The sequence below is a fragment of the Roseateles toxinivorans genome (assembly GCF_004362525.1).
Classification (GTDB): Bacteria; Pseudomonadota; Gammaproteobacteria; order Burkholderiales; family Burkholderiaceae_C; genus Paucibacter; species Paucibacter toxinivorans.
Window position 1 is genome coordinate 336,283 of sequence record NZ_SNXS01000004.1, and the last position, 20,746, is coordinate 357,028.

General features: G+C 64.6%; 18 protein-coding genes. 9 read left to right on the forward strand and 9 right to left on the reverse strand.

The window, feature by feature from the left end; genetic code table 11:
* Nucleotides 1–23: 23 nt before the first annotated feature.
* Entirely contained in the window at nt 24–1,091 is a 1,068-nt protein-coding gene (locus DES47_RS16720) for a TauD/TfdA family dioxygenase (RefSeq protein WP_133701872.1), read from the forward strand.
* 88 nt (nt 1,092–1,179) lie between these two features.
* Here the strand turns inward: DES47_RS16720 and DES47_RS16725 are convergent, their stop codons facing one another.
* Nucleotides 1,180–3,357, reverse strand: a complete 2,178-nt coding sequence (locus DES47_RS16725) for a sodium-translocating pyrophosphatase (protein ID WP_133701873.1) — start codon at nt 3,355–3,357, stop codon at nt 1,180–1,182.
* A 230-nt stretch (nt 3,358–3,587) separates the two neighbouring features.
* Between DES47_RS16725 and ppa the strand changes: the two genes are divergently transcribed.
* Both ppa and DES47_RS16735 read left to right on the forward strand, forming a co-directional pair.
* Nucleotides 3,588–4,127, forward strand: a complete 540-nt coding sequence (gene ppa, locus DES47_RS16730) for an inorganic diphosphatase (protein WP_133701874.1) — start codon at nt 3,588–3,590, stop codon at nt 4,125–4,127.
* A 97-nt stretch (nt 4,128–4,224) separates the two neighbouring features.
* A complete protein-coding gene (locus tag DES47_RS16735; protein ID WP_243748340.1) occupies nt 4,225–7,059 on the forward strand; it encodes a M16 family metallopeptidase in 2,835 nt (944 codons plus the stop codon).
* Here DES47_RS16735 and DES47_RS16740 read toward each other — a convergent pair.
* Entirely contained in the window at nt 7,049–8,212 is a 1,164-nt protein-coding gene (locus DES47_RS16740) for a GNAT family N-acetyltransferase (RefSeq protein ID WP_133701875.1), read from the reverse strand. The two genes, DES47_RS16735 and DES47_RS16740, sit on opposite strands and share 11 nt — an antisense overlap.
* Nucleotides 8,209–10,263 carry an NAD(+) synthase gene (locus DES47_RS16745; RefSeq protein WP_133701876.1) on the reverse strand — a complete coding sequence of 685 codons (2,055 nt, stop codon included), beginning with the start codon at nt 10,261–10,263 and terminating at the stop codon, nt 8,209–8,211. The genes DES47_RS16740 and DES47_RS16745 overlap by 4 nt, the downstream gene beginning before the upstream one ends.
* A 168-nt stretch (nt 10,264–10,431) precedes the next feature.
* Here DES47_RS16745 and DES47_RS16750 point away from each other — a divergent pair, with 168 nt between their 5' ends.
* Entirely contained in the window at nt 10,432–10,770 is a 339-nt protein-coding gene (locus DES47_RS16750; protein ID WP_133701877.1) for a P-II family nitrogen regulator, read from the forward strand.
* A 3-nt stretch (nt 10,771–10,773) separates the two neighbouring features.
* Here the strand turns inward: DES47_RS16750 and DES47_RS16755 are convergent, their stop codons facing one another.
* The 6 genes from DES47_RS16755 to DES47_RS16780 are packed head-to-tail and all read right to left on the reverse strand — an operon-like array spanning nt 10,774 to nt 14,162.
* On the reverse strand, nt 10,774–11,400 hold the full coding sequence (locus DES47_RS16755; RefSeq protein WP_133701878.1) for an LOG family protein: 627 nt from the start codon (nt 11,398–11,400) through the stop codon (nt 10,774–10,776).
* Entirely contained in the window at nt 11,364–11,744 is a 381-nt protein-coding gene (locus DES47_RS16760) for a diacylglycerol kinase (protein ID WP_133701879.1), read from the reverse strand. The genes DES47_RS16755 and DES47_RS16760 overlap by 37 nt, the downstream gene beginning before the upstream one ends.
* Nucleotides 11,741–12,271 carry an RDD family protein gene (locus DES47_RS16765; RefSeq protein WP_133701880.1) on the reverse strand — a complete coding sequence of 177 codons (531 nt, stop codon included), beginning with the start codon at nt 12,269–12,271 and terminating at the stop codon, nt 11,741–11,743. The genes DES47_RS16760 and DES47_RS16765 overlap by 4 nt, the downstream gene beginning before the upstream one ends.
* Entirely contained in the window at nt 12,268–13,128 is an 861-nt protein-coding gene (locus tag DES47_RS16770) for a DUF3106 domain-containing protein (RefSeq protein ID WP_133701881.1), read from the reverse strand. The genes DES47_RS16765 and DES47_RS16770 overlap by 4 nt, the downstream gene beginning before the upstream one ends.
* A 12-nt stretch (nt 13,129–13,140) precedes the next feature.
* Complete coding sequence (locus DES47_RS16775; protein ID WP_133701882.1) at nt 13,141–13,599, reverse strand: DUF3619 family protein; 459 nt, start codon at nt 13,597–13,599, stop codon at nt 13,141–13,143.
* Entirely contained in the window at nt 13,596–14,162 is a 567-nt protein-coding gene (locus DES47_RS16780) for an RNA polymerase sigma factor (protein WP_133702174.1), read from the reverse strand. The genes DES47_RS16775 and DES47_RS16780 overlap by 4 nt, the downstream gene beginning before the upstream one ends.
* A gap of 250 nt (nt 14,163–14,412) precedes the next feature.
* On the opposite strand from DES47_RS16780, the gene DES47_RS16785 reads away from it, so the two are divergent.
* From DES47_RS16785 to DES47_RS16805, 5 genes are all read left to right on the forward strand, one after another.
* Nucleotides 14,413–16,188, forward strand: coding sequence for an acetolactate synthase 3 catalytic subunit (locus DES47_RS16785; protein ID WP_133701883.1), 1,776 nt, complete (start codon nt 14,413–14,415; stop codon nt 16,186–16,188).
* A 164-nt stretch (nt 16,189–16,352) separates the two neighbouring features.
* On the forward strand, nt 16,353–16,844 hold the full coding sequence (ilvN, locus tag DES47_RS16790) for an acetolactate synthase small subunit (RefSeq protein ID WP_133701884.1): 492 nt from the start codon (nt 16,353–16,355) through the stop codon (nt 16,842–16,844).
* A 48-nt stretch (nt 16,845–16,892) separates the two neighbouring features.
* Nucleotides 16,893–17,909, forward strand: a complete 1,017-nt coding sequence (gene ilvC / locus DES47_RS16795) for a ketol-acid reductoisomerase (RefSeq protein ID WP_133701885.1) — start codon at nt 16,893–16,895, stop codon at nt 17,907–17,909.
* Between the two features lie 143 nt (nt 17,910–18,052).
* The gene (gene pssA / locus DES47_RS16800; protein WP_133701886.1) at nt 18,053–18,901 is read left to right on the forward strand and encodes a CDP-diacylglycerol--serine O-phosphatidyltransferase; all 849 of its coding nucleotides are present in this window, start codon (nt 18,053–18,055) and stop codon (nt 18,899–18,901) included.
* Between the two features lie 263 nt (nt 18,902–19,164).
* On the forward strand, nt 19,165–20,706 hold the full coding sequence (locus DES47_RS16805) for a 2-isopropylmalate synthase (protein WP_133701887.1): 1,542 nt from the start codon (nt 19,165–19,167) through the stop codon (nt 20,704–20,706).
* The last annotated feature ends 40 nt before the right edge of the window (nt 20,707–20,746 follow it).

Sequence of the window (20,746 nt, forward strand, 5' to 3'; positions counted from 1 at the left end):
GAACTTCCACCGCCCGGGCCGCCATGAGTTCGCATAACGCATTTCCCGATCGCTTGCCGCCGCAGATCGAGGGGCCCTCGGCCTGGTTCGGGCCTGACATGGCGGCGCGCAGCGACGAATGGCTGCTGCACTTCACTGAGACCGAACTGGCCGAGATAGCGTCCGCCAGCCTCGCCTACGGCGAAGCCGACATCGCCTCCATGCGACGCGAGGACTTCCCGCTGCCGAGCCTGAGGCCGCGCCTGCAAGCGATCCTCGCCGAGCTGCTGAACGGCCGCGGCTTCGTGCTGCTGCGCGGGCTGCCGGTGCAGCGCTGGAGCTTGCGCCAGAGCGCCGTAGCCTTCTACGGCCTGGGACTGCACCTGGGCCGGGCCCGGCCGCAGAACGCCCAGGGCCATGTCCTGGGCCATGTGAAGGATCTGGGCCTGAGTTCGGACGACCCCCGGGTGCGCATCTACCAGACCCATGAGCGCCAGACCTTCCACACCGACTCCAGCGACATCGTCGGCCTCTTGTGCCTGCAGACGGCGCGCAGCGGTGGCCGGTCGGCCCTGGTGTCATCGGTGACCCTGTACAACGAGCTGCGGCGCCTGCGGCCCGATCTGGCGGCGCTTCTGTTCCAGCCACTGGCCACCGACCGGCGTGGCGAGGTGCCCGCGGGCGGTAAGCCCTTCTTCGAGATACCGGTGTTCAGCTGGCATGCAGGCCTGCTGTCGGCCATCTATCAGCGCCAGTACATTGATTCGGCCCAGCGTTTTGCCGATGCGCCACGGCTGGGTGCCGAGACGGTCGAGGCGCTGGACCTGTTCGATGCGCTGAGCAACGACACGCGGTTGAACTTCATGATGAGCCTGGAGCCCGGGGACCTGCAGTTCGTGCACAACCACAGCCTGCTGCACGACCGCACCGCCTTCGAGGACTGGCCCGAGCCGGAGCGCCAACGCCATCTGCTGCGGCTGTGGCTGGCGCCCGAGTCGGCCCGGCCCCTGCCGCCGGTTTTTGCCCAGCGCTACGGCAGCCTGGTGCCCGGCGAGCGCGGTGGCGTGACGATGGTCGATCTGGCACTGAATGCGCCGCTGGCCGTCGATTGACATTGGAGGGCTCCGCTCGCCCCCTGATCGCGTGCTCCAACAAAAAAAGCCCACCGAAGTGGGCTTTTGCCTTTGCAGCGCGTGCAACTCAGGGCTTGGAGGCCGCCTCGCTGGCCATCGCTGCAGCGGGCATGGCCGCCGGCATCGCCACCGCTTCCGAGGCCGGGGCTGGCGCGACAATGGCCGCCGGTGCCTCGGCTGCCTTGACCGGCGCCGCACCCATGGGCAGCAGCGGCACGATCAGCAGGGCCACGATGTTGATGATCTTGATCAGCGGGTTGACGGCCGGGCCGGCGGTGTCCTTGTAGGGGTCTCCCACGGTGTCGCCGGTGACGGCGGCCTTGTGCGCTTCCGAGCCCTTGCCGCCGTGGTTGCCGTCTTCGATGTACTTCTTGGCGTTGTCCCAGGCGCCGCCGCCGGTGCACATCGAGATGGCCACGAACAGGCCGGTCACGATGGTGCCCATCAAGAGGCCGCCCAACGCCGCAGCACCGAGCGTCAGGCCGACGACCACCGGCACGATCACCGGCAGCAGCGACGGCACGATCATTTCCTTGATCGCGGCCGTGGTCAGCATGTCCACCGCTGCGCTGTAGTCGGGCTTGCGCTGGCCGGCCATGATCTGGCCGTCGGCGAACTGGCGGCGCACCTCAACCACCACCGAGCCGGCGGCGCGGCCCACGGCCTCCATCGCCATCGCACCGAACAGATAGGGGATCAGGCCGCCGATGAACAGGCCGACGATAACCTTCGGGTCGCTCAGATCGAAGGCCACGCTGATGCCGCGGCCTTCCAGCGAGTGGGTGTAGTCGGCGAACAGCACCAGGGCCGCCAGACCGGCCGAGCCGATCGCATAGCCCTTGGTCACCGCCTTGGTGGTGTTGCCCACCGCGTCCAGCGGGTCCGTCACGTCACGCACGCTGGCGGGCAGCTCGGACATCTCGGCAATGCCACCGGCGTTGTCGGTGATTGGGCCGTAGGCGTCCAGGGCCACGACAATGCCGGCCATGCTCAGCATCGAGGTCGCGGCCACGGCAATGCCGTACAGGCCGCCCAGCTTGTAGGCCGTCAGGATGGCCAGGCAGACGAACAGCACCGGCCAGGCGGTGGAGCGCATCGACACGCCGAGGCCGGCGATGATGTTGGTGCCGTGGCCGGTGGTCGAGGCCTGGGCGATGTGCCGCACCGGGGCGTACTGCGTGCCGGTGTAGTACTCGGTGATCCAGACCATGGCCGCGGTCAGCACCAGGCCCACGGCGCAGGCGCCGAACAGGGCCATGGCCGAGACCGAGCTGCCATCCTTCAGGGTCAGCGCGGTGGGGAACATCGCGTTGGTGACGAAGTAGAAGGCGATCAGCGACAGCACGCCGGCCACCGCCAGGCCCTTGTACAGGGCCGGCATCACATTCTTCATGCCCGGCGAGGCCTTGACGAAGTAGCAGCCGATGATGGACGCGATGATGGACACGCCGCCCAGCATCAGCGGGTAGATCAGCGCATTCATCGTGGCACCGGTGACCATCAGGCCGCCCAGGGCCATGGTGGCGATCAGGGTCACGGCATAGGTCTCGAACAGGTCGGCGGCCATGCCGGCGCAGTCGCCGACGTTGTCACCGACGTTGTCGGCGATCACCGCCGGGTTGCGCGGGTCATCCTCGGGGATGCCGGCCTCCACCTTGCCCACCAGATCGGCGCCGACGTCGGCGCCCTTGGTGAAGATGCCGCCGCCCAGTCGCGCGAAGATCGAGATCAGCGAGGAGCCGAAGGCAAAGCCCAGCAGGGGCTTCAGAGACGCGCTGTCGGTCTTCTCGCCGCCGGTCAGGAACCAGAAGAACAGCGACACGCCCAGCAGGCCCAGGCCCACCACCAGCATGCCGGTGATGGCGCCGCCCTTGAAGGCGACATCCAGCGCCGGGCCAATGCCCTTGGTGGCCGCCTGGGCGGTGCGCACATTCGCGCGCACCGAGACGTTCATGCCGATGAAGCCGCAGGCGCCCGAGAGCACCGCGCCGATGACGAAGCCGATGGCCGAGGTCTTGTCCAGGAACAGGGCGATCAGGATCGCCAGAATCACGCCGACGACCGTGATGGTCTTGTACTGCCGCGCCAGATAGGCCGCGGCTCCTTGTTGAATCGCGTTCGCGATCTCCTGCATGCGCGCGTTGCCCGCGTCCTGACTCAGAATCCAGCTTCGCTGGATGAACCCATAAAGCACTGCGGCGGCACCGCACGCGAGCGCAAAATACAGCGCCAAACTCGTCGACATGTAGCTGTCTCCTCTTTCGTTCTAGCCCTGGGACCGTTGAAACGTCCGTCTCTTCAAGTCGCGCCGCGGCGCCTTGGTACGGGTCGCAAACCCATGCTAAGGGACGGGCAATTCATCACGGCATGGTGTTTTCCAGTGGTGCGGCGGCGAATTGGCGGCCAGCTGCGTCAGGTCATGGCAAGCCGACCCCTTTAGAATGCGGGTTTTCCCCCGCTGTCGAGAAGAACCCCATGAGCCTGCACAACGTGACCCCCGGCGCCAAGGCGCCCGAGCAGTTCAACGTGATCATCGAAATTCCGATGAACGCCGACCCGATCAAGTACGAGGTGGACAAGGAAAGCGGCGCGCTGTTTGTCGATCGTTTCATGACCACGGCCATGCACTACCCCTGCAACTACGGCTACATTCCGCAGACCCTGTCGGACGATGGCGACCCGGTCGACGTGCTGGTGATCACCCCCTACGCGCTGACACCCGGCGTGGTCGTGACCTGCCGCGCCATCGGCGTGCTGCAGATGGACGACGAGGCCGGCGGCGACGCCAAGCTGCTGGCCGTGCCCACCAGCAAGATCCTGCCGATGTACGACCACTGGCAAAAGCCCGAGGACGTGAACAAGATGCGCCTCAACGCCATCCAGCACTTCTTCGAGCACTACAAGGACCTGGAACCGGGCAAGTGGGTCAAGGTCAAGGGCTGGGAAGGCCCCGAAGCCGCCAAGGCCGAGATCGTCTCCGGTCTGAAGGCCTACGCTGCCGCGCAAGCGAAGTAAGCGACAGGCTGTAGCAGTTTGAAAGAGCGCCCACCGTGGCGCTCTTTTGCATGGGGCTGGCTCTACACTCGGCGCTCTTCCGACTCAGGCGCACCCCATGTTCAAGCGTTTCTTGTCCACCGCGACCGTTGTGGCGTTTTCCATGCTGGCCCTGCCTGCCCCGGCGCAGACCAAGCCTGCCAAGCCAGCCAAGGCAGTGGCGACCAAGAAGAGCAGCAAGGCCAAGGCCCCGGCCAGATCCTATTCGAACGATCCGGCCATCAAGGCCGCGCTGCCGCTGGCGTCGAGTGCCGCGCCGCTGCTGGTGCACAGCGTCGAGGGGGTGAGCGAGTACCGCCTTGCCAATGGCCTGCAGGTCTTGCTGATCCCCGATGACTCCAAGCCGACGACGACGGTCAATCTGACCTACCGGGTGGGCTCCAAGCACGAGAACTACGGCGAGACGGGCATGGCCCATCTGCTGGAGCATCTGATCTTCAAGGGCACGCCCAAGAACCCGCGCGCATGGGCCGAGTTCACCAAGCGCGGCCTGCGGGCCAATGGCACGACCTGGCTGGACCGCACCAACTACTTCGCCAGCTTCTCGGCCAATGACGAGAACCTGCAGTGGTATCTGGACTGGCAGGCCGACGCGATGGTCAACAGCTTCATCGCCCGCCGCGACCTCGACACCGAGATGACCGTGGTGCGCAACGAGATGGAGATGGGCGAGAACAATCCCGGCAACGTGATGTTCGAGCGCACGCTGGCCACGATGTACCAGTGGCACAACTACGGCAAGAGCACGATAGGCGCGCGCAGCGATGTCGAGAACGTCAACATCACCCGGCTGCAGGCCTTCTACAAGACCTACTACCAGCCCGACAACGCCACGCTGATCGTCTCCGGCAAGTTCGAGCCGGACAAGACGCTGCGCCTGATCACCCAGGCCTATGGCAAGCTGCCGCGCCCACAGCGCATGCTGCCGCCCATCTACACGATGGACCCGGTGCAGGACGGCGAAAAGAGCGTGACGCTGCGCCGCAACGGCGGCACGCCGGCCGTCTGGGCAGCCTATCACGTGGTGGCCGCGGCGCACCCCGATTACGCCGCCATCGATCTGCTGAACCTGATCATGGGCGACACGCCCTCGGGCCGCCTGCACCGGCAGGTGGTCGAGCGTCAGCTGGCGGCAAATGCCTTCAGCTTCTCGGCCGAGCTGGCCGACCCGGGCTTCCAGATGTTCGGCCTGCAGCTGGCCCCGGGCCAGGATATCGACAAGGCCCGCCAGGGTCTGCTGGCAGTGCTGGAGTCGGTGGCGCGCGAGCCCATCAGCCAGCAGGAGCTGGACCGCGCCAAGCAGAAGTGGCATAAGAAGTGGGCCCAGACCTTTGCCAACCCCGAGACGGTGGGCGTGGCCATGTCCGACATGATTGGCGCCGGCGACTGGCGGCTGTTCTTCCTGAACCGCGACCGCGTCGCCCAGGTCAGCCTGGTCGACGTGCAGCGCGTGGCCACCGAGCGCTACCGCGCCGACAACCGCACGCTCAGCACCTATATCCCGACGGAGCAGGCCACCCGTGCCCCGGCGCCTGTCAAGGTGGATACCGAGGCCGAGCTGAAGAGCTTCGTGCCCAAGAGCGCGGCCGCCAAGGTCGAGGCCTTCGATGCGGTGCCCGCCAATATCGAGGCGCGCACGCAGCGCTTTGCGCTGCCCTCGGGCATGAAGGTGGCGCTGCTGGCCAAGGGCTCGCGCGGCGGCACGGTGCAGGCGCGCATGAGCCTGCACTATGGTGACGAGCGCAGCCTGATGCACCAAGGCATGGTCGCCACCATGGCCGCACAGATGCTGACGCGCGGCACGCCGGCCATGAGCCGCCAGCAGATCCAGGACCGACTCGACGCGCTGAAGGCCGAGCTGGCCATCAACAGCCGGGCCGGCGAGCTGCAGATCACCATCACCACGCTGCGCGAGCACCTGCCCGGCACCGTGGCCCTGGTGGCCGAACTGCTGCAGCATTCGAGCTTCCCGGCCGAGGGGCTGGAGGAGCTGAAGCGCGAGGCCCTGGCCGGGCTGGAGGAGCAGCGCAAGGAGCCCGAGGCGGTGGTGGCCGATGCGATCAGCCGCGAGTTCAGCCCCTATCCCAAGGGCGACGTGCGCTACGTGCCGAGCTTCGAGGAGCAGGAGGCCGAGATCAAGGCCTTGAAGGTCGAGCAGCTGCGGGCCTTCCAGCGTCAGTTCGGCGGGGCCAGCCATGCCGAGTTCGCTGCCGTCGGTGATCTCGATGCCAGCGCCGTGCGCGCCGCGCTGGAGGCCGGGTTCGGCAACTGGCGCAGCAGCGCCGCTTACACCCGCGTGCCGCAACCGCTGGTGGCGCCGCAGCCGCGCCGGCTGGTGTTCAAGACGCCGGACAAGCAGAACGCGACGATGCTGGCGCGCCTGTCGCTGCCGCTGAACGATCTGAGCCCCGACTATCCGCCGCTGATGCTGGCCAACTACATGCTGGGCAGCGGTGGCAGCTCGCGGCTGTGGAAGCGCATCCGCGAAAGCGAAGGCCTGTCGTATGACGTGCGCAGCTGGGTCGAGTGGAGCACCGTCGAGCAGAACTCGGCCTGGCTGAGCAGCGCCATCTTCGCGCCGCAGAACCAGCCCAAGGTCGAGGCCGCCTACCGGGAGGAGCTGGCCCGCGCGCTGGCCGAGGGCTTCAGCGCCAAGGAGCTGGAGGAGGCGCGCCGCGGCCTGCTGGGCTATCGCCGGCTGTCACGGGCGCAGGATGCGGGCCTGGCCGCCGCGCTGGCCGGCAACCTCTTCCTCGAACGCAGCTATCTGGTGTCGCAGCAGGTGGACGACGCGCTGGCCAGGGCGACCTTGACCGAGGTCAACGCGGCCTTCCGTCGCCATATCAAACCCGATCAGCTGGTGATCAGCTTCGGCGGCGACTTCAAGCCCTGAACGGGCTGCGCTCGTTCAGCTCACTGACATACTGCTCGATCGACTGGCCTTCCTGCTTCAGATAGTCGTCGATCGCCTCGGCAAAGCCCGGGTGGCTGAGCTGGTGCGCCGAGTAGGTGCGCACCGGCATCAGCCCGCGCGACATCTTGTGCTCGCCCTGGGCGCCGCCCTCGAACGAGGCAAAGCCCTGCTCGATCACCCATTGCAGTGGCTGGTAGTAGCAGGCCTCGAAGTGCAGGCAGCGCACCTCTTCGATGCAGCCCCAGTAGCGCCCGTAGGCATGGCCGCGTTCGCGGTCTATGCAGATCAGCGAGGCGGCCACCGGCCGGCCTTCTCGCGTGGCGATGAACATCAGCCAGTGCTCGGCCATCGTGTCGGCCATCAGGCGGAAGAACTCGCGCGTCAGATAGGGGGTGGAGCGATGGGCGGCATAGGTCAGCGTGTAGCAGTGGTAGAAGAAATCCCACTGCTCGGTGCTGATCTGCGCGCCCTCGAACACATCGAAGGTGACGCCGGCCTCGCGCACATAGCGGCGCTCCTGCAGGATCTTCTTGCGCTTCTCGCGCTGCAGCGTGGTCAGGAAGTCTTCGAGACTGCCGTAGGGCAGCTCCGGCCGGTTGTGCCAATGGAACTGCACACCGCGGCGCACCAGCCAACCCTGACCCTCGGCCTGGGCCAGGTCATCGGGGCTGGGGAACAGCAGATGTGCCGATGACATCTTGGCCTGCCGGGCCAACTGGCTGATGCCGGCCAGCAACGCCGCCCGCGCGCCGTCATCGACCGCCAGCAGGCGTGTGCCCGGCACCGGCGTGAACGGCACGGCAATCAAAAGCTTGGGGTAGTAGCGCAGGCCGTGGCGCTGGTAGGCGTCGGCCCAGGCCCAATCAAAAACATACTCGCCATACGAGTGGCTTTTCACATACAGCGGGCAGGCGGCGAGCAGCTGGCCGTCGCGTTCAATGCTGAGGAACTGCGCCTGCCAGCCGGTGCTGTCAATGGCGCTGCCCGAGACCTGCAGCGCCGCCAGGTACTCGTGGCGCATGAAGGGTGTGGGATGTGACTGGGTGGCGAGCAGGGCGTTCCAGGCCTCGGCGTCGATGTCACGGGGGTCGTCGTGCACGCGCACGACGTAGTCGTCCGGGCTGCCGCTCATCGGGCGGTAGCTGTTCCGTCAGCCTCGTCTGCGTCGGGAATCGTCTCCAGCTCCGCCAGCCAGGCGGTGGCCTCCGAGTCACTGGGCGCGCGCCAGTCACCGCGCGGTGACAGCGAACCACCGCTGCCGACCTTGGGCGCATTGGGCACGCAGGAGCGCTTGAACTGGCTGCCGCGGAAGAAGCGGGTCACGAAGATGCGCAGCGCGCGCTTGATTTCGGCCAGGCCGTAGCTTTGTGCCCCCTGGTCGGTATCGGACCAGGCGGTGAGCGCGAGAAAGGCGATCTTCGACGGCGCAAAGCCGTAGCGCAGCGTGTAGTAGAGATTGAAGTCCTGCAGATCGTAGGAGCCCAGCGTCGCCTCGCTGCTTTGCAGGGCAGCGCCGTCGGCCGGCACCAGCTCGGGGCTGATCTCAGTGGCGACGATGTCTTCCAGCACCTGGCGGCCATGGGCGTCGTAGTCGCCATTGCCGGCGACCCAGCGGACCAGATGGCGTATCAGCGTCTTGGGCACACTGGCGTTGACGTTGTAGTGCGACATATGGTCGCCCACGCCATAGGTGCACCAGCCCAGGGCCAGCTCGCTCAGATCGCCGGTGCCAACGACGATGGCGCCGTGGAAGTTCGCCAGCCGGAACAGATGGCTGGTGCGCTCGCCGGCCTGCACATTCTCGAAGGTGATGTCGTACTGCTTCTCACCGGCCGCATAGGGGTGGCCCAGGTCGCGGAACATCTGCTCGCAGCTGGGGCGGATGTCGATCTCGCCGGCCGTGCAGCCCACGGCCGCCATCAGGCGCAGGGCCTGGTCTCGGGTGCGCGTGCTGGTGGCAAAGCCGGGCATTGTGTAGCCGAGGATCTGGCCGCGCGGCAGGCCCAACTGGTCCATCGCCTTGGCACAGACCAGCAAGGCATGGGTCGAGTCCAGCCCGCCCGACACGCCCAGCACCAGCTTCTTGATACCGCTGGAGCGCAGCCGCTGCACCAGGGCCTGGACCTGGATGTTGTAGACCTCGCGGCAGCGCTCGTCGCGGTCACCACGGTCGGGCGGCACATAGGGGTGGCGGCCGATATTGCGCCGCAGCGGCAAGGCCTGGCCCCTGTCGACCTGGCCGTCGAAGCGAACCGTGCGGAAGGACCGCAGTTGCTCCGCATGGTGGCGCACCGAATGGCCGAAGCTGGTCTGGCGCATGCGCTCGCGGCCCAGCAGTTCGAGGTCCACATCGGCCTGGATGATCTGCGCCTCGGTCGCGAAGCGCTCCGACTCGGCCAGCATATGGCCGTTCTCGCAGATCAGCGCATGGCCGTCCCAGGCCAGATCGGTGCTCGACTCGCCCTGACCGGCCGAGGAGTAGACGTACGCAGCCAGGCAGCGGGCGGCCTGCTGGCCAACCAGTTGGCGGCGGTAGGTGGCCTTGCCTATTGTGGCATTGGAGGCCGACAGGTTCACCAGCACGGTGGCGCCGGCCAGGGCCGCGTAGGAGGAGGGTGGGATGGGCGCCCAGACGTCTTCGCAGATCTCGACATGGAACTTGAACCCCGCCACCGCTTCCGACGCGAAGATCAGCTGGGAGCCGAAGGGCACGGTCTGGTCGAGCAGGGTGATCTCGCTGCAGAGCGCATCGTCCGCGCAATTGAACTGTCGTGCCTCGTAGAACTCACCGTAATTGGGCAGATAGGTCTTGGGTACTGCACCCAGAATGCGGCCACGGTAGAGCACGATGGCGCAGTTGAACAGGCGCTGCTCGACCCGCAGCGGCATGCCGACGACGATCACGATGCTGCGCTGCGCGGTGGCGGCCAGCACGCTAGCCAGCGCCTGCTCGCAGGCGTCCAGCAGCACGCGCTGGTGGAACAGATCGTCGCAGGTGTAGGCCGACAGACCCAGTTCGGGAAAGGCGATCAGCGACGCACCCTGGTCGGCGGCCAGGTCGGCCAGGCGTATGGTTTCGGCGGCGTTGAAGGCCGGATCCGCCACGCGGCACTGCGGCAGGCCGACGGCGATGCGCGCGAAGTCATGGTTGTACAAATTGCCAAAGTGCCGGTCTTGCTTCAAAGCCGCGTCCTTATCAGTCGGGCCCGGGCTGCAGCGCCAGGGCCTCTATCTTGCTGGCCAGTCTAGCGTCGGTCGGCCCACCACGGCGCAAGCAGGCTCATGAGCCCCTGGAGCCGCCTCGGTTCCGTGCTTAAATCAGGGTTAACGCAATACTTTTCGGGAACCGCCATGAAGCAAATCACCGCCATCATCAAGCCCTTCAAGCTGGACGAAGTTCGTGAGGCCCTTGCCGAAGTGGGCGCCTCGGGCCTGACCGTGACCGAGGTCAAGGGCTTCGGCCGCCAGAAGGGCCACACCGAGCTGTATCGCGGTGCCGAATACGTGGTGGACTTCCTGCCCAAGGTCAAGGTCGAGGTCGTCGTTAAGGACGACGAGGTCGAGCGCTGCATCGAGGCCATCCTGAAAGCCGCCAAGACCGGCAAGATTGGCGACGGCAAGATCTTCGTGACACCGGTCGAGCAGGTGGTGCGTATCCGCACCGGGGAAACGGACGAAGCGGCAGTCTAAGAACTAGATGCGTTGGTAGTCATCGGGCTTCAGCGCCAGCGCTGAAGCTGCTTGAAGCCGGTCAAGCAAGCGGTCGGCCTGGTCATCCACCAGCAGCAACTCCCGCTGCACGGGCTGCACAAAACCCTGAGCGGTAGACTGGTCCAGAAAGCTCAAGAGGCTGTCGTAATAGCCATCCACATTGAGCAGGCCCACCGGTTTGTCGTGATAGCCGAGCTGGCGCCAGGTCCAGGCCTCGAACAATTCCTCGAAGGTGCCTATGCCGCCAGGCAAGGCCATAAAGGCGTCGGCGCGCTCGGCCATCAGCTGCTTGCGCTGGTGCATGGTTTGCACCACATGCAGTTCGTGCAGGCCCTTGTGGCCCAGTTCGCGAGACATCAGGCTGTCCGGAATCACGCCCACCGTGTAGGCGCCTGCTCTCAGCGCGGCATCGGCCACCGTACCCATCAGGCCTGCGCGACCGCCACCATAGACCAGGCCCAGGCCGCGCTCGCCGAGCAGACGCCCGGTCTGTGCTGCAGCCGCCTCATAGGCCGGCGAGGCGCCGGGCCGCGATCCGCAATAGACGCAAAGTGTCCAGGCTGCCACGACGTTCAGCCTGCAAAGCGCGACCACAGGGCCGCCGCCCATATGCCACCACACAGCACCAGCGACAACAGCACCGCCGCACTGGCCAGGTCCTTGGCGCGCTTGGACAGATCGTGCAGCTCGAAGGACACGCGATCGATCGCCGCCTCGATGCCGGAGTTCAGCAGCTCGACAATCATCACCAGCAACACCGATCCCACCAGCAGCACCACCTCGACCCAGCTGCGCCCCAGCCAGAAGGCGCTGGGCATCAGCACCAGGGCCAGCCAGCACTCCTGGCGGAAGGCGTCCTCGCCCTTGTAGGCAGCCTGCAGGCCTGACATCGAATAGCCGAGGGCGCGCCGGATGCGATCCAGCCCTGTGCGGCCTTTGTAGGGGTTGCTCATGGCTTGTTGACGTTCTTCTTGACCGGCAACTGGGTGATCAGCTGGGTCTTGCACACTACGTCATGCAGGAACTGGCGCCGAGGCAGCAACAAGGAGAGCAGGGCGTAAATCAGCATGCCCAGCAACAAGGTGCCCAACACCGGGCCGGTGCCTTTGATGCCGTTGAGCTCGATGACCAGCAGTGCCGGCGCGAACCACAGCAGAGCGGCAGCGTAGCGGGCTAGCGCGCGCACTTGACTCAGAGGGCGGCTCGCTTCGTCCACCACGCGCAGATGCCAGGCTCTCATCGCCACGGTCTGACCGCCATGGGTCCAGAACCAGATGAAGTAAATGCCGAGCACGAGGAATTCGAAGGCCATCAGCCCGTAGCGGCCCTGCATGGCATTGCGCTGCTGGGTCAGGGCAGAGTAGAGGTAGCCGGCCACGAACACGACGCCGAACAGCACCACGCCTTCGTAGGTCAGACTGGCCAAGCGTCGCGCCAGGCCGGGCGCAGCCGCAGCCGGTTTCGAGAGGTCTTCGCTCATGAGCGGTTGGCGTTGACTGATGCCGCCGGGCGCTTGGGCAGCAGGGTGTTCGGGTCCACCAACTCGGGCGAGGCCATGATCTTGGGCATGCCGCTTTGCTGGTGAGCCGGCGGTTTGGAAGTCTGATTGATCAGGGTGGTGGTCGCCCCGGGCTTGTTTTGTACAACCGTGGGCGCCACCGGCTTCGGTTGCGGCGCGCTGGCTCGCTGCGGCACCAGGTTGGACTTGGCCTGGTTGCCCAGCACGGGTTTGGCGATGGGAATGGCGCTCTTGCCGGTTTTGGCCTCGGTCTTCTTGGCCGCTTTGTCAGCCAGCACCTGGCGCTGCTCGGGCGCAAGCGCCTGATAGGCCTCCCATTTGGCCTGCCGTGACTCTGGCGCAATCTGCTGTGCCTGCTGATAGCCGATGCGTGCCTGGTTGCGTTCCACGGGCGACAGCTTGGCCCAACTGCTCATGCGTTCCTGCACCCGAGCCTGCTCGTCCGCGGGGAGGGAGGGGAAGCGGGTGGCAATCTCCAGCCATTTGCGGCGGCGCGACAGGTCCAGGCTGTCCCAGTCCTTGGCAAGCGGTGACAGTGCTAGCTGCTGGCCTGGCGTCAGCTGCTTCCACAGGTAGAGATCTGGCACGGCAGACGTGCCCTGAGTCAGCGGTGTCTTCGGGGCTGGCGCTGCGACGAGTGGTGCAGCCTCGACGGGCGCAACCACGGGTGTCGTCTGCACAGCACTGGCCGCACCAGCGTCCTGGGCAAGTGCCTTGCCCTGCAAGCAGGCAAAGCAAAGCAGCCCCAGAGCGAGGCCGCTGATGAAAGCTGAAATTCGTCCTGAACTGCTGAGAGATCTATCCGCCAGTCGCGTCATGCCCGGTTCCGATTACTCTTCTTCTCCCGCCAGATACTCCGAGAAACCGGGGTCGCTGTAAGCGGTAGGTGGCAGATTGTCGGCCAACAAGGCCGTGTCCACATCGGCGGCGGCAAGGATTTGTTCGTACAACTGGCCCTCGTTGATCAACACCAGGCCCACCACAAGCGCCAGCAGTGGCAGCGCCGAAGCGAACTTGAGCCACCAGGGTGAGCGTTCCGGCCCACCACCGGACAGGGCGGCACTGCGGCCCATGCCCAGCAGGCCAAGGCTTGTTTCGCGTATCGGGTGTGGTTTGGCGCTGCGGACTTCGCGGGCGCGCTGAAGTGCCGATTCCCGCGCGAAGCGCAGGCGCTCACCAATATCGTGCGGCAACTGCTGGGAATGCTCGCTCAGGCATGCGCTGAGTCGCGAGCCAAAGCGCGCTTCCAAGGCTTCGGTGCCGGTATGGGGGCGAGTGATTTGATTCATAGCGTGATTCCCTTTGCCCTCAATGCTTTTGCCAGCGCATGCACCGCCCGTGAGCAGTGGGTTTTGACGCTGCCTTCCGAGCAGCCCATGACGTCCGCCGTCTCGGCAACGTCAAGTTCTTCCCAGTAACGCAGCAAAAAGGCTTCTCGTTGACGTGTGGGAAGCTGCGCGACCTCACCTTCAATGGCAAGCAAGGTCTGTGCCCGTGAAACCTCATCAGCCGGGCTTTCAGCACCCAGCATGCCATCCTGCGACTCCAGTGACTCAAGCAAGTCAAAGTCGCCCTCGCCGTCGGCGCCCTCGAAGGCCGACATGTTCTGCATCACTGCATTGCGCACCTTCTGTCGCCGGAACCAGTCCATCGAGGCGTTGGACAGAATACGTTGGAACAGCAGCGGCAATTCGGCGGGCGGGCGATCGAGGTACTTCTCGGCCAGGCGAATCATGGAATCCTGCACGATGTCGAGCGCGGCATCTTCATCACGCACCAGATAGGCCGTGCGTTTGAAGGCGCGTTTTTCGACGCTCTTGAGAAAGTCGCTGAGTTCTTTGTCGGTGGCCAATGGAGGGGATGAAGCGTTACGCAGCAATGCAAAGCGGGCGCGATTATCGCATTGCAAGCTTCGCTTTCCGATGCGAGAAGCCTGAAGCCTGTTGCGATGTGTTAATGTTGCGTCGCACAACAATTGGTCTCAAGCCGGCCGCCCGACCTGGGCTTCTCGTTTTTGACCGCGCAGGTTCCGAGTCCACCTCACGAGGGTGCGAGAAGGAGCACCAATGGTTTTTCGTCAGAGAAATTCACAAAGGTTCGAAATGGACATGTCTAGCGCGGAAGTCAAGCGTGCCTCTATGGCACAACCGCAAAACACCCCCCCCGTGGAGCCCAATGGCTCCGAAATCCTCGTTCGCAGCCTGCAGGCCGAAGGTGTCAAATACCTTTGGGGCTATCCAGGCGGAGCGGTCCTCTACATCTACGACGCGCTGTACAAGCAAGACAGCATCCAGCATGTGCTGGTGCGCCACGAACAGGCCGCCGTGCATGCCGCTGACGGCTATGCCCGTGCCACCGGCGATGTAGGCGTGGCCCTGGTGACCTCGGGTCCGGGCGTGACGAATGCCATCACCGGCATTGCCACCGCTTATATGGATTCGATTCCGATGGTGATCATCACCGGTCAGGTGCCCACACCTGCGATCGGCCTTGATGCCTTCCAGGAATGCGACACGGTCGGCATCACCCGCCCCATCGTCAAGCACAACTTCCTGGTCAAGGATGTGCGCGATTTGGCCGTCACCTTGAAGAAGGCCTTCCACATTGCCCGCACCGGCCGTCCCGGTCCGGTGGTGGTGGACATCCCCAAGGATGTCTCGATGGCCAAGACGCCCTTCGTCTATCCGACCCATATCGAGATGCGCTCCTACAACCCGGTGCGCAAGGGTCATGCGGGTCAGATCCGCAAGGCCGTGCAGCTGTTGATGACGGCCAAGCGCCCGTACATCTACACCGGCGGCGGCGTGATCCTGGGCAATGCCTCGGCCGAGTTGCGCGAACTTGTCAATCTGCTGGGCTATCCCTGCACCAACACCTTGATGGGCCTGGGCGCGTTCCCGGCCAGCGATCCTCGTTTCCTGGGCATGCTGGGCATGCACGGCACCTACGAGGCGAACATGACCATGCAGAACTGCGATGTGCTGCTGGCCGTGGGCGCCCGTTTCGATGACCGTGTGATCGGCAACCCCAAGCACTTCGGTTCGGTCGAGCGCAAGATCATCCACGTCGACATTGACCCCTCGTCAATTTCCAAGCGCGTGCGCGTGGACATCCCCATCGTCGGTGACGTCAAGGATGTGTTGCAGGAGCTGATCGCCCAGATCAAGGAGGGCCAGGCGCGGCCCGATGCCCAAGCCTTGGCTTCGTGGTGGGGCCAGATCAACACCTGGCGTGGCCGCGAGTGCCTGAAGTACAAGACCTCGCCGGACGTGATCAAGCCGCAGGCGGTGGTCGAGGCACTCTGGAACATGACCAAGGACCGCGACACCTACATCACCTCGGACGTGGGGCAGCACCAGATGTGGGCCGCCCAGTACTACCGCTTCGACGAGCCGCGTCGCTGGATCAATTCCGGTGGCCTGGGCACGATGGGCGTGGGCCTTCCCTATGCAATGGGCATCAAGCTGGCCAAGCCTGAGTCGGATGTGTTTTGCATCACCGGCGAGGGCTCGATCCAGATGTGCATTCAGGAGCTCTCGACCTGCCAGCAGTACAACACGCCGGTGAAGATCGTCTCGCTGAACAACCGCTATCTGGGCATGGTGCGGCAGTGGCAGGAGCTGGACTACGGCAAGCGCTACTCGCACAGCTATATGGATGCGCTGCCCAATTTCGTCAAGCTGGCCGAGGCCTATGGCCACGTCGGCCTGCTGGTCGAGAAGCCGGAGGACGTGGAGCCGGCTTTGCGCGAAGCAATGAAGTTGAAGGACCGCACGGTGTTCCTGGACGTGCGCACCGATCCTTCCGAGAATGTCTGGCCCATGGTGCAGGCAGGCAAGGGCATCTCCGAGATGCTGCTGGGTTCCGAGGACTTGTGATGGGCTGAAGTCCGGGGTCGGGTTCAGGGTTACCGCCCTGAGCCGGACCGCGGGCGAAGGCGCAGCACACCGACGAACATCTTTCTTCCATCGCAAGGCGTGGCCAAGGGCCTGCAGTTACCGCTGCCGGTCTGAAGAGCGCGTCAACACGAGGTTTTCCATCCATGAAACACATCATTGCACTGCTCATCGAGAACGAGCCGGGCGCGCTGTCGCGTGTCGTCGGCCTGTTCTCGGCGCGCGGCTACAACATCGAGAGCCTGACGGTGGCCCCCACCGAAGACCCATCGCTGTCGCGCATGACCATACAGACCTCCGGCTCGGACGAGGTGATCGAGCAGATCACCAAGCACCTGAACCGCCTGATCGAGGTCGTCAAGGTCGTTGACCTGACCGAGGGCCATTACACCGAACGCGAGCTGATGCTGATCAAGGTCCGAGCGGTCGGCAAGGAGCGCGAGGAGCTCAAGCGCACCTGCGATATCTTCCGCGGCCATGTGATCGACGTGACCGAGAAGACCTACACCATCGAGCTGACCGGCGATGCGTCCAAGCTCGATGCCTTCATCGAAGCGATAGACCGCGCCGCGATCCTTGAAACCGTACGCACCGGTGCCAGCGGCATCGGCCGCGGCGAGCGCATCCTTCGAGTTTGAGTTTCAATTTTTCACCCCCCCGTACCCAATTTTTCTGTGGAGACCGACATGAATGTTTACTACGACAAAGACGCTGATCTGAGCCTGATCAAGGGCAAGAACGTGACCATCATCGGCTACGGCTCACAAGGCCACGCCCATGCGCAGAACCTGAACGACAGCGGCGTCAAGGTCACCGTCGGTCTGCGCCGCGGCGGCGCGTCCTGGGCCAAGGCCGAGAACGCCGGCCTGAAGGTCGCCGAAATTGCGGATGCGGTGAAGTCGGCCGACGTGGTCATGATCCTGCTGCCCGATGAGCAGATCGCCGATGTCTACAAGCGCGAAGTCGAACCGAACATCCGCGAAGGCGCCTCGCTGGCTTTCGCCCATGGCTTCAATGTGCATTACGGCCAGGTCGTGCCCCGCGCCGATCTGGACGTCTGGATGGTGGCGCCGAAGGCCCCCGGCCACACGGTGCGCTCGACCTACGCCCAGGGCGGCGGCGTGCCGCACCTGATCGCGATCTATGCCGACAAGACCGGCCGCGCCCGTGATCTGGCGCTGAGCTATGCCTCGGCCAACGGCGGCGGCAAGGCCGGCGTGATCGAGACCAGCTTCCGCGAAGAGACCGAGACCGACCTGTTCGGCGAACAGGCCGTGCTGTGCGGCGGTGCCGTCGAACTGATCAAGGCCGGTTTCGAGACCCTGACCGAGGCCGGCTACGCGCCCGAAATGGCCTACTTCGAGTGCCTGCACGAGTTGAAGCTGATCGTCGACCTGATTTATGAAGGCGGCATCGCCAACATGAACTACTCGATCTCGAACAACGCCGAGTACGGTGAGTACGTGACCGGCCCGCGCGTCGTCACCGAGGACACCAAGAACGCGATGCGCCAGTGCCTGAAGGACATCCAGACCGGCGAGTACGCGAAGAGCTTCATCCTCGAGAACAAGGCCGGTGCACCGACCTTGATCTCGCGCCGCCGCCTGACCTCGGAGCATCAGATCGAAGTCGTGGGCGCCAAGCTGCGCGCGATGATGCCTTGGATCGCGAAGAACCGCCTGGTGGATCAAAGCAAGAACTAAGGACTTCGGGGGCAGACCTTGAGATCCCACGCAATGCGTGGGCCGAGAGCTCTGTCCTCGATTGACTCTACTATGGCCCCAAAGCCGCGTTGCCCTCAGGCACGCGGCTTTTTCTATGCACCCCTGTTGTATCCTTGCGCCCCATGACCGATGCCAAGAACCGAACCCCGACCGAGCGCCACGACGACGAGTACGACGCCGCTCATGAACCGGTCCGGCCGCGCCGCAAAGGCATCTATGTGCTGCCCAATGCGATCACGCTGGCCGCGCTGTTCTCAGGCTTCTACGCCATCGTGGCGGCGATGAATGGCCGCTTCGAATTTGCCTGCATCGCCATTTTCTGCTCCGCCGTGCTCGACAGCCTCGATGGACGGGTGGCGCGCATGACGAATTCGCAAAGTGCCTTCGGCGAGCAGATGGACAGCCTGTCCGATATGGTCAGCTTCGGTGCGGCTCCCGCCTTGATCGTCTATATCTGGGCGTTCAAGGACATGGGCAAGCTGGGCTGGATTCCGGCCTTTGTCTATATCTCCGGTGCGGCCCTCCGGTTGGCACGCTTCAACGTCAATATTGGCGTGGTCGACAAACGCTTCTTCCAGGGACTGCCCAGTCCGGCGGCTGCGGCCATCGTCATCGGCATGATCTGGGCCTTTGACGATGCCGGTTTCAAGGACGTTACCCAGACCCCCTGGGTAGTCTGGACCGCATTCGGCATGACCTTGTTCGCCGGGCTGTCCATGGTCACTAATGCGCCGTTCTACAGCTTCAAGGTCTTTGGCGGCCGCCGCACGGTGCCTTTTGTGGTGCTGGTGGCGATTGCCCTGGCCATTGTGCTGATCAGCCAGAACCCGCCGGTCGGCCTGTTCGCGATCTTCTGCGCCTATGGGCTGTCGGGCTATGTGGTCTATGGCTGGCGGCGCGCCAAGGGCCGGCCGGTGAGCGTGATTTCGACCTCGACGGACGAGCCCGATGAAAAAGGTCTTCATCACTGAGCCCGGACTCAAGTTCCGGAAGGAACTTGAGCCTGGCGAAGGCCAAATGGCGATACAAGCCATTTGGCTGAGGAGCGGCGCAAAGCCCGTGCTATATTGAGTCCACGATGTTGACCACCGCTTACACGCTGCTACTACTACCCGAGGTGCACTGGGCGCGCTGATCGCATTCGTCTTTAGATTTCCCCGCATCAACGGCCCGTTGCAACTCTGCAAGCGGGCCGTTTTGTTTTTGTCTTTCACTTTCTGCTCTGGAGATTCCCATGTCCGACAAGCTCATCATCTTTGACACCACCTTGCGTGACGGCGAACAGTCGCCTGGCGCATCGATGACCAAGGACGAAAAGCTGCGCATCGCGCGCCAATTGGAGCGTCTGCGTGTCGACGTGATCGAGGCCGGCTTCGCTGCTTCCAGCAATGGCGATTTCGAAGCGGTGAAGGCGATTGCCGACGCGGTGCGCGAGAGCACGATCTGCTCGCTGGCCCGGGCCAATGACCGTGATATCGCCCGTGCCGCCGAGGCTCTGAAGGGCGCGCAGCGCGCGCGCATCCACACCTTCATCGCCACCAGCGAACTGCATATGGAGAAGAAGCTGCGCATGACGCGCGAGCAGGTGCTGGAGCAGGCCCGGCTGTCGGTGCGCTTTGCCCGCAATCTGTGCGACGACATCGAGTTCTCGCCGGAGGACGGTTACCGCTCCGATATGGACTTCCTGTGCCGTGTGCTGGAGGCGGTGATCGCCGAAGGTGCGACCACGGTGAACATTCCCGACACGGTGGGCTATGCCATCCCCGAGCTGTACGGTAACTTCATCAAGACCCTGCGCGAGCGGGTGCCCAATGCCGACAAGGCGATCTGGTCGGTGCACTGCCACAACGACCTGGGCATGGCGGTGGCCAATTCGCTGGCCGGTGTGCAGATCGGCGGCGCGCGCCAGGTCGAGTGCACGATCAATGGCCTGGGCGAGCGGGCCGGCAACTGCTCGCTAGAGGAAATCGTCATGGCCGTGAAAACGCGACGCGACTACTTCAAGCTCGACCTGGGCATAGACGCGACGCAGATCGTGCCGGCCTCGCGCCTGGTGTCGCAGACCACCGGTTTCGTCGTCCAGCCGAACAAGGCCGTGGTCGGCGCCAATGCCTTCGCCCACGCCTCGGGCATCCATCAGGATGGCGTGCTGAAGGCTCGCGACACTTACGAGATCATGCGTGCCGAGGACGTGGGCTGGGCGGCCAACAAGATCGTGCTGGGCAAGCTCAGCGGCCGCAATGCCTTCAAGCAGCGCCTGCAGGAACTGGGCATTGCGCTGGAGTCGGAGGCCGAGATCAATGCGGCGTTCGCGCGTTTCAAGGACCTGGCCGACCGCAAGAGCGAAATCTTCGACGAAGACATCCTGGCCCTGGTGATGGACGAGACCGTCACCGCAGAGAACGAGCACTACCGGCTGTTGGCCCTGTCGCAGCATTCCGAGATGGGTGAACGGCCGCACGCCAGCGTGGCGTTCGCGGCGGGTGATCGGGAGTTCCATGCCGAGAGCGATGGCAATGGCCCGGTCGATGCCAGCCTGAAGGCGATCGAGTCCAAGCTGGAAACTGGCGCCGAACTGGTGCTGTATTCGGTCAATGCGATCACCAGCGGCAGCACAGAATCACAGGGCGAAGTGACCGTGCGACTGCAGCACAGCGGCCGGGTGGTCAATGGGGTGGGCGCCGATCCGGACATTGTGGTGGCGTCGGCCAAGGCTTACCTGAGTGCGCTGAACAAGCTGCATAGCAAGGTCGAGCGGGTCGCCGCTCAGGGTTAGTGCTTAATTTGTGAGCACTAGTGCTTGCGAGGCCCAACTT

Excerpts from the sequence above, each read along its gene's own strand:
- DES47_RS16720 (WP_133701872.1), top strand. The coding sequence starts at position 24 with ATGAGTTCGCATAACGCATTTCCCGATCGCTTGCCGCCGCAGATCGAG.
- DES47_RS16725 (WP_133701873.1), bottom strand. The coding sequence starts at position 3,357 with ATGTCGACGAGTTTGGCGCTGTATTTTGCGCTCGCGTGCGGTGCCGCC.
- ppa (WP_133701874.1), top strand. The coding sequence starts at position 3,588 with ATGAGCCTGCACAACGTGACCCCCGGCGCCAAGGCGCCCGAGCAGTTC.
- DES47_RS16735 (WP_243748340.1), top strand. The coding sequence starts at position 4,225 with ATGTTCAAGCGTTTCTTGTCCACCGCGACCGTTGTGGCGTTTTCCATG.
- DES47_RS16740 (WP_133701875.1), bottom strand. The coding sequence starts at position 8,212 with ATGAGCGGCAGCCCGGACGACTACGTCGTGCGCGTGCACGACGACCCC.
- DES47_RS16750 (WP_133701877.1), top strand. The coding sequence starts at position 10,432 with ATGAAGCAAATCACCGCCATCATCAAGCCCTTCAAGCTGGACGAAGTT.
- DES47_RS16755 (WP_133701878.1), bottom strand. The coding sequence starts at position 11,400 with ATGGGCGGCGGCCCTGTGGTCGCGCTTTGCAGGCTGAACGTCGTGGCA.
- DES47_RS16760 (WP_133701879.1), bottom strand. The coding sequence starts at position 11,744 with ATGAGCAACCCCTACAAAGGCCGCACAGGGCTGGATCGCATCCGGCGC.
- DES47_RS16765 (WP_133701880.1), bottom strand. The coding sequence starts at position 12,271 with ATGAGCGAAGACCTCTCGAAACCGGCTGCGGCTGCGCCCGGCCTGGCG.
- DES47_RS16770 (WP_133701881.1), bottom strand. The coding sequence starts at position 13,128 with ATGACGCGACTGGCGGATAGATCTCTCAGCAGTTCAGGACGAATTTCA.
- DES47_RS16775 (WP_133701882.1), bottom strand. The coding sequence starts at position 13,599 with ATGAATCAAATCACTCGCCCCCATACCGGCACCGAAGCCTTGGAAGCG.
- DES47_RS16785 (WP_133701883.1), top strand. The coding sequence starts at position 14,413 with ATGGACATGTCTAGCGCGGAAGTCAAGCGTGCCTCTATGGCACAACCG.
- ilvN (WP_133701884.1), top strand. The coding sequence starts at position 16,353 with ATGAAACACATCATTGCACTGCTCATCGAGAACGAGCCGGGCGCGCTG.
- ilvC (WP_133701885.1), top strand. The coding sequence starts at position 16,893 with ATGAATGTTTACTACGACAAAGACGCTGATCTGAGCCTGATCAAGGGC.
- pssA (WP_133701886.1), top strand. The coding sequence starts at position 18,053 with ATGACCGATGCCAAGAACCGAACCCCGACCGAGCGCCACGACGACGAG.
- DES47_RS16805 (WP_133701887.1), top strand. The coding sequence starts at position 19,165 with ATGTCCGACAAGCTCATCATCTTTGACACCACCTTGCGTGACGGCGAA.